Annotated in this window: 13 protein-coding genes; all 13 read left to right on the top strand. The window is 40.6% G+C overall.

Annotated features, from left to right (window positions below):
• Window positions 1–22 precede the first annotated feature (22 nt).
• Entirely contained in the window at window positions 23–610 is a 588-nt protein-coding gene (locus tag HMPREF2628_RS07695; protein WP_070842813.1) for a class I SAM-dependent methyltransferase, read from the top strand.
• 60 nt (window positions 611–670) lie between these two features.
• A complete protein-coding gene (locus HMPREF2628_RS07700; protein WP_070842814.1) occupies window positions 671–1,624 on the top strand; it encodes a class I SAM-dependent methyltransferase in 954 nt (317 codons plus the stop codon).
• 50 nt (window positions 1,625–1,674) lie between these two features.
• Window positions 1,675–2,865: an acetate kinase gene (locus HMPREF2628_RS07705; RefSeq protein ID WP_033681099.1), complete on the top strand. Its 1,191-nt coding sequence runs from the start codon at window positions 1,675–1,677 to the stop codon at window positions 2,863–2,865.
• A 149-nt stretch (window positions 2,866–3,014) separates the two neighbouring features.
• Window positions 3,015–3,386 (top strand): ribonuclease P protein component, encoded by a 372-nt coding sequence (gene rnpA / locus HMPREF2628_RS07710; RefSeq protein WP_042900234.1) that lies wholly within the window; start codon window positions 3,015–3,017, stop codon window positions 3,384–3,386.
• Window positions 3,361–4,185, top strand: a complete 825-nt coding sequence (locus HMPREF2628_RS07715; RefSeq protein WP_200872071.1) for a membrane protein insertase YidC — start codon at window positions 3,361–3,363, stop codon at window positions 4,183–4,185. Before rnpA ends, HMPREF2628_RS07715 begins: the two co-directional genes overlap by 26 nt.
• 17 nt (window positions 4,186–4,202) lie before the next feature.
• Window positions 4,203–5,192 carry an RNA-binding cell elongation regulator Jag/EloR gene (gene jag / locus HMPREF2628_RS07720; protein WP_049492474.1) on the top strand — a complete coding sequence of 330 codons (990 nt, stop codon included), beginning with the start codon at window positions 4,203–4,205 and terminating at the stop codon, window positions 5,190–5,192.
• A 50-nt stretch (window positions 5,193–5,242) separates the two neighbouring features.
• Entirely contained in the window at window positions 5,243–5,866 is a 624-nt protein-coding gene (locus tag HMPREF2628_RS07725; RefSeq protein WP_070842815.1) for a ribonuclease P, read from the top strand.
• A 115-nt stretch (window positions 5,867–5,981) separates the two neighbouring features.
• Window positions 5,982–7,958 carry a transketolase gene (gene tkt, locus HMPREF2628_RS07730; protein ID WP_070842816.1) on the top strand — a complete coding sequence of 659 codons (1,977 nt, stop codon included), beginning with the start codon at window positions 5,982–5,984 and terminating at the stop codon, window positions 7,956–7,958.
• Window positions 7,959–8,085: 127 nt separating this feature from the next.
• Window positions 8,086–8,385 carry a preprotein translocase subunit YajC gene (gene yajC, locus HMPREF2628_RS07735; RefSeq protein WP_049492702.1) on the top strand — a complete coding sequence of 100 codons (300 nt, stop codon included), beginning with the start codon at window positions 8,086–8,088 and terminating at the stop codon, window positions 8,383–8,385.
• A 46-nt stretch (window positions 8,386–8,431) separates the two neighbouring features.
• Window positions 8,432–8,875, top strand: coding sequence for a low molecular weight protein-tyrosine-phosphatase (locus HMPREF2628_RS07740; RefSeq protein WP_070842817.1), 444 nt, complete (start codon window positions 8,432–8,434; stop codon window positions 8,873–8,875).
• Window positions 8,862–9,272, top strand: a complete 411-nt coding sequence (locus HMPREF2628_RS07745; RefSeq protein WP_070482056.1) for an MORN repeat-containing protein — start codon at window positions 8,862–8,864, stop codon at window positions 9,270–9,272. The genes HMPREF2628_RS07740 and HMPREF2628_RS07745 overlap by 14 nt, the downstream gene beginning before the upstream one ends.
• 300 nt (window positions 9,273–9,572) lie before the next feature.
• Window positions 9,573–12,224 carry a bifunctional acetaldehyde-CoA/alcohol dehydrogenase gene (adhE, locus tag HMPREF2628_RS07750; RefSeq protein ID WP_049486627.1) on the top strand — a complete coding sequence of 884 codons (2,652 nt, stop codon included), beginning with the start codon at window positions 9,573–9,575 and terminating at the stop codon, window positions 12,222–12,224.
• 319 nt (window positions 12,225–12,543) lie between these two features.
• Complete coding sequence (gene gap / locus HMPREF2628_RS07755; protein WP_000260685.1) at window positions 12,544–13,551, top strand: type I glyceraldehyde-3-phosphate dehydrogenase; 1,008 nt, start codon at window positions 12,544–12,546, stop codon at window positions 13,549–13,551.
• Window positions 13,552–13,611: the final 60 nt, after the last annotated feature.

A 13,611-nucleotide genomic window follows, 5' to 3' on the forward strand; every position in this document is an offset into this window, starting at 1 on the left:
TACTTTGTGCTAAACTAAAAATATGAAACATGATTTTAACCACAAAGCAGAAACTTTTGATTCACCTAAAAATATCTTCCTTGCAAACTTGGTTTGTCAAGCAGTCGAGAAACAGATTGATCTTCTATCAGACAAAGAAATACTGGACTTTGGTGGTGGGACGGGTCTATTAGCTTTGCCCCTGGCCAAGCAGGCCCAGTCGGTTACCCTTGTAGACATCTCGGAGAAAATGCTGGAGCAAGCTCGTTTGAAAGCGGAGCGGCAAGACATCAAGAATATCCACTTTTTGGAGCAAGATTTATTGGAAAATCCCTTGAAGCAAGAGTTTGATCTCATTGTTGTTTGTCGTGTTCTTCATCATATGCCTGATTTGGATGCGACTCTCTCACTGTTTCATCAACATTTGAAGGAAGATGGACAACTCCTACTTGCTGATTTTACCAAGACAGAAGCTAACCATCATGGATTTGAATTGGTTGAACTGGAAAGCAAGCTAATTGAGCATGGTTTTTCATCTGTACATAGTCAGATCCTCTATAGCGCTGAAGACCTGTTTCAAGGAAATTACTCAGAACTCTTTTTAACAGTAACCCAAAAATCACTCGCCTAGTCAGGGAGTGATTTTTCTATAAGGATGGAAAAAAGAAGGGAAATTTGATAAGATAGGAATATGGATTTTGAAAAAATTGAACAAGCTTATACGTATTTACTAGAGAATGTCCAAGTCATCCAAAGTGATTTGGCGACCAACTTTTATGACGCCTTGGTGGAGCAAAATAGCATCTATCTGGATGGTGAAACTGAGCTAGAGCAGGTCAAGGAAAACAATCAGGCCCTTAAACGCTTAGCGCTACGCAAAGAAGAATGGCTCAAGACCTACCAGTTTCTCTTGATGAAGGCTGGGCAGACAGAGCCCTTACAGGCCAATCACCAGTTTACACCAGATGCCATTGCTTTACTTTTGGTGTTTATTGTGGAAGAGTTGTTTAAAGAAGAGGAGATTATGATCCTCGAAATGGGTTCTGGGATGGGAATTCTAGGCGCTACTTTCTTGACCTCGCTTGATAAAAAGGTGGATTACTTGGGAATGGAAGTGGATGATTTGCTGATTGATTTGGCAGCAAGCATGGCAGATGTAATTGGTTTGCAGGCTGGCTTTGTCCAAGGAGATGCTGTTCGTCCACAAATGCTCAAAGAAAGCGACGTGGTCATCAGCGACTTGCCTGTCGGCTATTATCCTGATGATGCCGTTGCGTCGCGCCATCAAGTTGCTTCTAGTCAAGAAAATACCTACGCCCATCACTTGCTCATGGAACAAGGGCTTAAGTACCTCAAATCAGATGGCTACGCTATTTTTCTAGCTCCGAGTGATTTGTTGACCAGTCCTCAAAGTGACTTGTTGAAAGGTTGGTTGAAAGAGGAGGCAAGTCTGACTGCCATGATTAGTTTGCCTGAAAATCTCTTTGCCAATGCCAAACAATCTAAGACCATTTTTATCCTGCAGAAGAAAAATGAAATAGCAGTAGAGCCTTTTGTTTATCCACTTGCTAGCTTGCAAGATGCAAGTGTTTTAATGAAATTTAAAGAAAATTTTCAAAAATGGACTCAAGGTACTGAAATATAAAATAGATTTTGTTATAATAGATGAAAACGCTTAAAAAGGGGTATCATGTTATGACAAAAACAATTGCAATCAATGCAGGAAGTTCAAGTTTGAAATGGCAATTATACTTAATGCCAGAAGAAAAAGTATTGGCGAAAGGCTTGATTGAACGTATCGGTTTGAAAGATTCAATTTCAACTGTAAAATTTGACGGCCGTTCTGAACAACAAATTTTGGATATCGAAAATCATACACAAGCCGTTAAAATTTTATTGGATGACTTGATTCGTTTCGATATTATCAAGGCTTATGACGAGATTACAGGTGTTGGACACCGTGTTGTTGCAGGTGGAGAATATTTCAAAGAATCAACAGTTGTTGAGGGAGATGTTTTAGAAAAAGTTGAAGAGTTGAGCTTGTTGGCTCCTCTCCACAATCCAGCCAATGCGGCAGGTGTTCGTGCCTTCAAGGAATTGCTGCCAGACATTACCAGTGTAGTTGTTTTTGATACTTCATTCCACACAACTATGCCAGAGAAAGCTTATCGCTACCCTCTACCAACAAAATATTACACAGAAAACAAGGTGCGTAAATATGGTGCCCACGGTACAAGTCACCAGTTTGTAGCAGGAGAAGCAGCAAAACTCTTGGGCCGTCCATTAGAGGACTTGAAATTGATTACTTGCCACATCGGTAATGGTGCTTCTATTACAGCTGTTAAGGGTGGTCAATCTGTCGATACTTCAATGGGATTCACTCCACTTGGTGGTGTGATGATGGGAACTCGTACAGGGGATATTGACCCAGCTATCATTCCTTACTTAATGCAATATACAGAGGACTTTAATACTCCTGAAGACATTAGTCATGTCCTTAATCGTGAATCAGGACTAATGGGTGTTTCAGGCAAGTCTAGTGATATGCGTGATGTGATTGCTGCTATGGAAGAAGGGGACCACGATGCCACTTTGGCTTATGAAATGTATGTTGACCGTATCCAAAAACATATCGGTCAATACCTTGCAGTCTTAAATGGAGCAGATGCTATTATCTTCACAGCAGGTATTGGTGAAAATGCTGCAAATGTGCGTGAAGATGTTATCTCAGGTATCTCTTGGTTTGGTTGTGATGTTGACCCAGAAAAGAACGTCTTTGGTGTGACAGGAGACATCTCAACAGAGGCAGCGAAGATCCGTGTATTGGTTATTCCAACAGATGAAGAGCTAGTTATTGCCCGTGACGTTGAACGCTTGAAAAAATAAGTAAAACTAGTAAAAATATTCCGTACAAGGAGTTGGGAAAGAGATTTTTCCAACTTCTTTTTATGGTGAAATTGTCCAAAACCTTGCTATGATTGGCTTTTTTGAAAAATATGGTATAATAGTAGTAATTTAATAGATGGAGTTGAGTTTTGAAGAAAAACTTTCGTGTAAAAAGAGAGAAAGATTTTAAGGCGATTTTCAAGGAGGGGACAAGTTTTGCCAATCGCAAGTTTGTTGTCTACCAACTAGAAAATCAGAAAAAACATTTTCGAGTAGGTCTATCAGTTAGCAAAAAACTTGGGAATGCCGTCACTAGAAATCAAATTAAGCGACGAATTAGACATATTATCCAGAATGCAAAAGGGAGTCTGGTAGAAGATGTCGATTTTGTTGTCATTGCTCGAAAAGGAGTCGAAACCTTGGGATACGCAGAGATGGAGAAAAACCTACTCCACGTATTAAAATTATCAAAGATTTACCAGGAAGGAAATGGGAGTGAAAAAGAAACTACAGTTGACTAGTTTGCTAGGACTGTCCCTATTGATCATGACAGCTTGTGCGACAAATGGGACAACTAGCGATATTACAGCCGAATCGGCTGATTTTTGGAGTAAATTTGTTTACTTCTTTGCGGAAATCATTCGCTTTTTATCGTTTGATATCAGTATCGGAGTAGGGATTATTCTCTTTACGATCTTGATTCGTACAGTCCTCTTGCCAGTTTTCCAAGTGCAAATGGTGGCATCCAGAAAAATGCAGGAAGCTCAACCTCGCATTAAGGCGCTTCGAGAACAATATCCAGGTCGAGATATGGAAAGCAGAACCAAGCTAGAGCAAGAAATGCGTAAAGTCTTTAAAGAAATGGGTGTCAGACAGTCAGATTCTCTTTGGCCGATTTTGATTCAGATGCCGGTTATCTTGGCTTTGTTCCAAGCTCTATCAAGAGTTGACTTTTTAAAGACAGGTCATTTCTTATGGATTAACCTTGGTGGTGTGGATACAACCCTTGTTCTTCCGATTTTAGCAGCTGTATTTACCTTTTTAAGTACTTGGCTGTCTAATAAAGCCTTGTCTGAGCGTAATGGCGCTACGACTGCGATGATGTATGGTATTCCAGTCTTAATCTTTATCTTTGGGGTTTATGCTCCGAGCGGAGTCGCTCTCTACTGGGCAGTGTCCAATGCTTATCAAGTCTTGCAAACCTATTTCTTGAACAATCCATTCAAGATTATTGCAGAGCGCGAGGCGGTAGCTCAGGCACAGAAAGATTTGGAAAATAGAAAAAGAAAAGCCAAGAAAAAGGCTCAGAAAACGAAATAATAAGGAGGAATCTGGTAATGGGAGTATTTACAGGTTCAACTGTTGAAGAAGCAATCCAGAAAGGATTGAAAGAATTAGATATTCCAAGAATGAAGGCTCATATCAAAGTCATTTCTCGCGAGAAAAAAGGATTTCTTGGTTTATTTGGTAAAAAACCAGCTCAAGTTGACATTGAAGCTATTAGTGAAACAACTGTCATTAAAGCAAATCAACAAGCTATTAAGGGTGTTCCTAAAGAAATCAATGAACAAAATGAACCGGTCAAAACGGTCAGTGAAGCAACCGTTGATTTGGGTCATGTTGTAGAAGCGATTAAAAAGATTGAAGAAGAAGGCCAAGGGGTTTCTGATGAAGTCAAGGCTGAAATCTTGAAAAATGAAAAACATGCTAGCACCATCTTAGAAGAAACTGGGCACATTGAGATTTTAAATGAATTACAGCTTGAAGAAGCTGGTTTCGGAGAAGAAGTAGAAACTCCTATTGTCGAGACTCAAGCTGAACGAACTGAAAGTCAAGAATTAGAAGATTTGGGCTTAAAGGTTGAACCGAGTTTTGACATTGAACAAGTAGCTACGGAAGTAACGACTTATGTCCAGACAATCATTGATGATATGGACGTTGAGGCGACGATTTCAAATGATTATAACCGTCGTAGCATCAATTTACAAATTGATACAAATGAGCCAGGGCGTATTATCGGTTATCATGGTAAAGTATTGAAAGCCTTGCAGTTATTGGCTCAAAATTATCTTTATAACCGCTATTCAAGAACCTTCTACATTACTATTAATGTCAATGATTATGTTGAACACCGTGCAGAAGTCTTGCAGACCTATGCGCAAAAATTGGCGGCTCGTGTTTTAGAAGAAGGACGTAGTCATCAAACAGATCCTATGTCAAATAGTGAACGCAAGATTATTCATCGTATTATTTCACGTATGGATGGCGTGACTAGTTACTCTGAGGGTGATGAGCCAAATCGTTATGTTGTCGTAGATACAGAATAAGTAAAATCAGGGTTCTCCTGATTTTTTGCTAGCTGGAGGAGATTAAATTAATGTTGAATAAGATAAGAGACTATTTAGACTTTGCTGGTTTGCAGTATCGTAATCCGGATAAGTCTGGAGATGAGCGAGAGAAGATGTTGGAATTGCGCCACAAAGGTCAAGAGGCACGAAAGGCTTTTACAGAACTGGCTAAAGCCTTTCAAGCAAGCCATCCAGAATGGCAACTCCAACAGACTAGCCAGTGGATGAATCAGGCGCAACGTTTACGACCACATTTTTGGGTTTATATACAGAGAGACGGACAAATGACAGAGCCAATGCTGGCCTTACGTTTGTACGGGACATCTACTGATTTTGGAATTTCTTTAGAAGTCAGTTTCATCGAGCGCAAGAAAGATGACCAAACTCTAGGCAAGCAAGCCAAAGTTTTAGAAATTCCAACCGTTGAAGGGATTTATTATCTAGTCTACTCTGATGGTCAAAGTCAACGGTGGGAGGCGAGCGAAGAAAATCGTCAGGTCTTAGTCGAGAAGGTAGGCGGTCAAGAAATCCGAAAAGTGTTAGTTAAAGCAGATGTTTCTTTTGTAGAAACTCAATCATTAGAAGTGATTTTAGAAAAATTAGAAGATGCTTATGAACGCTTACTTCCCTACTATCAGGCGACTAGAGGATAGCAAATAGAATACTTATTTACGTCGAATTGTTTAATTGCTATTCTATGTATTTTTTCATATAATAGTAAAATAGAATGTGTGATTCAATAATCACCTCAAATAGAAAGGAAATTCTATGTCAAATCTATCTGTTAATGCAATTCGTTTCCTAGGTATTGACGCCATTAATAAAGCCAACTCAGGTCACCCAGGTGTGGTTATGGGAGCAGCTCCGATGGCTTACAGCCTCTTTACAAAACAACTTCGTATCAATCCGGCTCAACCAAACTGGATTAACCGTGACCGCTTTATTCTTTCAGCAGGCCATGGTTCAATGCTCCTTTATGCCCTTCTTCATCTTTCTGGTTTTGAAGATGTCAGCATGGATGAGATTAAGAGCTTCCGTCAATGGGGTTCAAAAACACCTGGTCACCCAGAATTTGGCCATACAGCAGGGATTGATGCTACAACAGGTCCTTTAGGTCAAGGGATTTCAACTGCCACTGGTTTTGCCCAGGCAGAACGTTTCTTGGCAGCCAAATATAACCGCGAAGGCTACAATATCTTTGACCACTATACTTACGTTATCTGTGGAGACGGAGACTTAATGGAAGGAGTCTCAAGTGAGGCGGCTTCATACGCAGGTTTGCAAAAGCTAGATAAGTTGGTTGTCCTTTATGATTCAAATGACATCAACTTGGATGGTGAGACAAAGGATTCCTTTACAGAAAGCGTTCGTGACCGTTACAATGCCTACGGTTGGCATACTGCCTTGGTTGAAGATGGAACAGACTTGGAAGCAATCCATGCTGCTATCGAAACAGCTAAAGCTTCAGGCAAACCATCTTTGATTGAAGTGAAGACTGTTATTGGATACGGTTCTCCAAACAAACAGGGAACTAATGCTGTACACGGTGCCCCTCTTGGAGCAGATGAGACTGCAGCAACTCGTCAAGCCCTTGGTTGGGACTACGAACCATTTGAAATTCCAGAACAAGTTTATGCTGATTTCAAAGAACATGTTGTAGACCGTGGCGCATCAGCTTATGAAGCTTGGACAAAATTAGTTGCTGATTATAAAGAAGCTCACCCAGAATTGGCTGCAGAAGTAGAAGCCATCATCGACGGACGCGACCCAGTTGAAGTGACTCCAGCGGACTTCCCTGCTTTAGAAAATGGCTTCTCTCAAGCAACTCGTAATTCAAGCCAAGATGCTTTGAACGTTGTAGCTGCTAAGTTGCCAACCTTCTTGGGTGGATCAGCTGACCTAGCTCACTCAAACATGACTTATATCAAGACTGATGGACTTCAAGACGATGCCAATCGCTTGAACCGTAATATTCAGTTTGGTGTTCGTGAATTTGCCATGGGAACGATCTTGAACGGGATGGCCCTTCACGGTGGACTTCGTGTATACGGTGGAACTTTCTTCGTCTTCTCTGACTATGTGAAGGCAGCTGTCCGCTTGTCAGCTTTGCAAGGTCTTCCTGTGACTTATGTCTTTACCCACGATTCTATTGCGGTAGGGGAAGATGGCCCAACGCACGAACCAGTTGAGCACTTAGCAGGTCTTCGTGCCATGCCAAATTTGAATGTTTTCCGTCCAGCAGATGCGCGTGAAACGCAAGCAGCTTGGTACCTTGCAGTGACAAGTGAAAAAACACCAACTGCCCTTGTCTTGACACGTCAAAACTTGACTGTTGAAGAAGGAACAGACTTTGACAAGGTTGCAAAAGGTGCCTATGTTGTCTATGAAAATGCAGCAGACTTTGATACCATCTTGATTGCGACAGGTTCAGAGGTTAATCTTGCTGTCTCAGCTGCCAAAGAATTGGCTAGTCAAGGTGCAAAAGTCCGCGTAGTCAGCATGCCATCTACAGATGTCTTTGATAAACAAGATGCAGCGTACAAGGAAGAAATTCTTCCAAATGCAGTCCGCCGTCGTGTTGCAGTCGAAATGGGTGCAACTCAAAACTGGTACAAATATGTTGGTCTAGATGGTGCTGTTCTTGGTATTGATACCTTCGGAGCCTCTGCCCCAGCACCAAAAGTATTGGCAGAATATGGCTTTACTGTCGAAAATCTTGTAAAAGTCGTTCAAAATTTGAAATAATCCTAAAAATCAGGGCGCAAGCTCTGGTTTTTCTTACTAGAAAAACAAGGCACAATCTTGTAAAAGTAGCTGAAATTTGATATAGTAGTCCTATGTAAAATACAAAGGAGAAAATACTATGGAAAATATTAGTCCAAATTTAACATTTGTGATCATGCTTGTAGGTATGTTTGCCTTGATGTTCTTTATGCAACGCTCTCAAAAGAAACAAGCACAAAAACGTATGGAAAGCTTAAATAAACTGCAAAAAGGCTATGAAGTGATTACAATCGGTGGACTTTACGGAACAGTCGATGAAGTAGATACTGAGAAGAGAACCATTGTTCTTGATGTCGATGGAGTTTACTTGACTTTTGAACTAGCTGCTATCAAGACAGTATTACCGCTGAAAGAAACAGCTTCACTAGAAGGCGCAATTGAAAAATAAGACGGGATTACTAACTCCCGTTTTTCTATAAAAGAAAGGAAATGGGATGAAAAAACTAGCCTTTGTCTGTTTGGGAAATATTTGTCGCAGCCCTATGGCCGAGTTTGTTATGAAATCAATGACAGATAATTATGAAATCCAAAGTCGAGCGACTTCCTCTTGGGAACATGGTAATCCGATTCATAAGGGAACTCAAGGGATTTTTCAACAGTATGAGATTCCTTATGAAAAAGGCAAGACATCGCTTCAGATTAGTAAGGAAGATTTTGAATCCTTTGATTATATTATCGGTATGGATGCTTCAAATGTTTCTGACTTACGTCAGATGTGTCCAGCAGACTGTAAAGATAAGATTTACTCATTCGCACCTGAAAGTGTTCCAGATCCTTGGTATACAGGAGATTTTGAGGAAACCTATCAGCGTGTTCAAGAGGGTTGTCAAGCTTGGTTAGAACGTTTAGAAAAGGGGAGTGAAGATGGAAAATCTTAAGAATTTTTACGACAAGTATCGTGTCTATCTGACTCGTCCACGTTTAGAGCTTTTGGCAGTAGTTACCATTGTTTTTTGTGCTGTACTCGTCTTTTTTCTAAATATTCCAGGAAAAGGTGTTCTAAAGCTTGATAATGGAACGATTGTTTACGATGGCAGTCTTGTCCGTGGTAAAATGAATGGGCAAGGTACCATTACCTTCCAAAATGGAGACCAGTATACTGGTGGTTTCAACAATGGAGCCTTCAACGGAAAAGGTACCTTTCAATCTAAAGAAGGTTGGACCTACGAAGGTGATTTTGTAAATGGTCAGGCTGAAGGAAAAGGAAAACTAACAACAGAACAAGAAGTTGTTTATGAAGGGACTTTTAAACAAGGCGTTTTTCAACAAAAATAAAGCCTCCTTATCAAAGGAGGTATTGTTAGCATCTAAAAGTAAGCGCTTACTAGAAAATCTATCTCTTTCCAAGCCCCTCTTCCAAGTAAGTTTGTGAAATAAAAAATATTTGAAATTAATTTCACAAACTCTAAAGAAAAAAACTTGCCAATTGAAGAAAATGAGAAAAATTTCACAAATAATAAAAAATTCTTTGTGAAATGTTTATGAAACTGTTTACAAAGTTGAAATAATGCGTTATAATAAACTTGTGAAAAAATTAACAAAGGATATCGATCCTTGAAAGCTATGGAGGAAAATATGGCTGATAAAAAAACTGTGACACCAGAAGAAAAGAAACTCGCTGCTGAAAAGCATGTCGACGGCTTGGTGCAAAAAGCTTTAGTTGCTCTTGAGGAAATGCGTAAACTCGACCAAGAACAGGTCGACTACATCGTAGCTAAAGCGTCAGTGGCAGCTTTGGATGCCCACGGAGAATTGGCTCTACATGCCTATGAAGAAACAGGACGTGGTGTATTTGAAGACAAAGCAACTAAGAACTTGTTTGCTTGTGAACACGTAGTAAACAACATGCGCCACACTAAAACAGTTGGCGTTATCGAAGAAGACGATGTAACAGGTTTGACTCTTATCGCTGAACCAGTTGGCGTTGTTTGTGGTATCACTCCAACAACAAACCCAACATCAACAGCAATCTTTAAGGCATTGATTTCATTGAAGACACGTAATCCAATCGTCTTTGCATTCCACCCATCAGCTCAAGAATCATCAGCTCACGCAGCTCAAATCGTTCGTGATGCTGCGATTAAAGCAGGTGCTCCTGAAAACTGTGTACAGTGGATTACTGAACCATCTATGGAAGCAACTAGTGCGCTTATGAACCACGAAGGTGTTGCAACAATCCTTGCAACAGGTGGTAATGCCATGGTTAAAGCTGCATACTCATGTGGTAAACCAGCTCTTGGAGTAGGTGCCGGAAACGTTCCAGCTTATGTTGAAAAATCAGCAAACATTCGCCAAGCTGCACATGATATCGTCATGTCTAAATCATTTGATAATGGTATGGTCTGTGCCTCAGAGCAAGCGGTTATCATTGATAAAGAAATTTACGATGAATTTGTAGCAGAGTTTAAATCATATCATACTTACTTTGTAAACAAAAAAGAAAAAGCTCTTCTTGAAGAGTTCTGCTTCGGCGTGAAAGCAAATAGCAAAAACTGTGCTGGTGCAAAATTGAATGCTGACATCGTTGGTAAACCAGCAACTTGGATTGCAGAACAAGCAGGATTTACAGTTCCAGAAGGAACAAACATTCTTGCTGCAGAATGTAAAGAAGTTGGTGAAAACGAGCCATTGACTCGTGAAAAATTGTCACCAGTTATCGCAGTTTTGAAATCTGAAAGCCGTGAAGATGGCATTACTAAGGCTCGTCAAATGGTTGAATTTAACGGTCTTGGACACTCTGCAGCTATCCACACAGCTGACGAAGAATTGACTAAAGAATTTGGTAAAGCTGTTAAAGCTATTCGTGTTATCTGTAACTCACCTTCTACTTTCGGTGGTATCGGGGACGTTTACAATGCCTTCTTGCCATCATTGACACTCGGATGTGGTTCTTACGGACGCAACTCAGTTGGGGATAACGTTAGTGCCATTAACCTCTTGAATATCAAAAAAGTCGGAAGACGGAGAAATAACATGCAATGGATGAAACTTCCTTCAAAAACATACTTTGAACGTGATTCAATTCAATACCTTCAAAAATGTCGTGACGTTGAACGTGTCATGATCGTTACTGACCATGCCATGGTAGAGCTTGGTTTCCTTGATCGTATCATCGAACAACTTGATCTTCGTCGCAATAAGGTTGTTTACCAAATCTTTGCTGATGTAGAACCAGATCCAGATATCACTACGGTTGAACGTGGTACTGAGATTATGCGTGCCTTCAAACCAGATACAATCATCGCTCTCGGTGGTGGATCTCCAATGGATGCTGCTAAAGTAATGTGGCTCTTCTACGAACAACCAGAAGTGGACTTCCGAGACCTTGTCCAAAAATTCATGGATATCCGTAAACGTGCCTTCAAATTCCCATTGCTTGGTAAGAAGACTAAATTCATCGCAATCCCAACAACATCTGGTACAGGATCTGAAGTAACTCCATTTGCCGTTATCTCTGATAAAGCAAACAACCGCAAATACCCAATCGCTGACTACTCATTGACACCAACTGTGGCAATCGTAGACCCTGCCTTGGTATTGACAGTTCCTGGATTTGTTGCTGCGGATACTGGTATGGACGTATTGACCCACGCGACTGAAGCTTACGTATCACAAATGGCTAGCGACTACACTGATGGTCTTGCACTTCAAGCGATCAAACTTGTATTCGAAAACCTTGAAAGCTCAGTTAAGAACGCAGACTTCCATTCACGCGAGAAAATGCATAACGCTTCAACAATCGCTGGTATGGCCTTTGCCAATGCCTTCCTAGGTATTTCTCACTCAATGGCTCATAAGATTGGTGCGCAATTCCACACAATCCACGGTCGTACAAATGCAATCTTGCTTCCATATGTCATCCGCTACAACGGTACGCGTCCAGCTAAGACAGCAACATGGCCTAAGTACAACTACTACCGTGCAGATGAAAAATACCAAGATATCGCACGCATGCTTGGACTTCCAGCTTCTACTCCAGAAGAAGGGGTTGAATCTTACGCAAAAGCTGTCTACGAACTTGGTGAGCGCGTAGGTATTCAAATGAACTTCAAAGCACAAGGAATCGATGAAAAAGAATGGAAAGAACATTCACGCGAATTGGCCTTTCTTGCTTACGAAGATCAATGTTCACCAGCTAACCCACGCCTTCCAATGGTTGACCATATGCAAGAAATCATCGAAGATTCTTACTATGGTTACAAAGAAAGACCAGGACGCCGTAAATAATTGTTATCAGCCTAGAGGCAGGAATTTCCTGTCTCTTTTCTTGTAGAATTAGAGTATTGAAAATAATTTTTAGCTTTTCTGTTTTCACTTTTCATCTGAAAAGGAAAGTGAGAAATGACTAGGTAGACAAAGAAAGACAGCAGTATAGGCTTTCAAAGGAGAAAGAAAAATAAGTGGGGTATAGACAAAAAACAACGCCCGTACTTGCAATTCAACTCAAATAGTTATATAATAGGTTTGTTGAAAGGTGATTTGTAGTGATTCAAGTTACTCTTTTCACAATAAAAATTTCATGATTTTCATAAGGAGGAAATCACTAATGGTAGTTAAAGTTGGTATTAACGGTTTCGGACGTATCGGTCGTCTTGCTTTCCGTCGTATCCAAAACGTAGAAGGTGTTGAAGTTACTCGTATCAACGACCTTACAGATCCAGTTATGCTTGCACACTTGTTGAAATACGACACAACTCAAGGTCGTTTCGACGGTACTGTTGAAGTTAAAGAAGGTGGATTCGAAGTTAACGGTAAATTCGTTAAAGTTTCTGCTGAACGTGATCCAGAACAAATCGACTGGGCTACTGACGGTGTAGAAATCGTTCTTGAAGCTACTGGTTTCTTTGCTAAGAAAGAAGCAGCTGAAAAACACCTTAAAGGTGGAGCTAAAAAAGTTGTTATCACTGCTCCTGGTGGAAACGACGTTAAAACAGTTGTATTTAACACTAACCACGACGTTCTTGACGGTACTGAAACAGTTATCTCAGGTGCTTCATGTACTACAAACTGCTTGGCTCCAATGGCTAAAGCTCTTCAAGACAACTTTGGTGTTGTTGAAGGATTGATGACTACTATCCACGCTTACACTGGTGACCAAATGATCCTTGACGGACCACACCGTGGTGGTGACCTTCGCCGTGCTCGCGCTGGTGCTGCAAACATCGTTCCTAACTCAACTGGTGCTGCTAAAGCTATCGGTCTTGTAATTCCAGAATTGAACGGTAAACTTGACGGATCTGCACAACGCGTTCCAACTCCAACTGGATCAGTTACTGAATTGGTAGCTGTTCTTGAAAAGAACGTTACTGTTGATGAAGTGAACGCAGCTATGAAAGCAGCTTCAAACGAATCATACGGTTACACAGAAGATCCAATCGTATCTTCAGATATCGTAGGTATGTCTTACGGTTCATTGTTTGACGCAACTCAAACTAAAGTTCTTGACGTTGACGGTAAACAATTGGTTAAAGTTGTATCATGGTACGACAACGAAATGTCATACACTGCACAACTTGTTCGTACTCTTGAATACTTCGCAAAAATCGCTAAATAATTCTTGAGTCGATAAAAAGCAAGGCCTCTGAACTGCACCCCAAAAGTTAGACAGAAAAAA

This window comes from Streptococcus sp. HMSC063B03, from assembly GCF_001836965.1.
In the GTDB taxonomy this organism is placed as follows: domain Bacteria; phylum Bacillota; class Bacilli; order Lactobacillales; family Streptococcaceae; genus Streptococcus; species Streptococcus pneumoniae_F.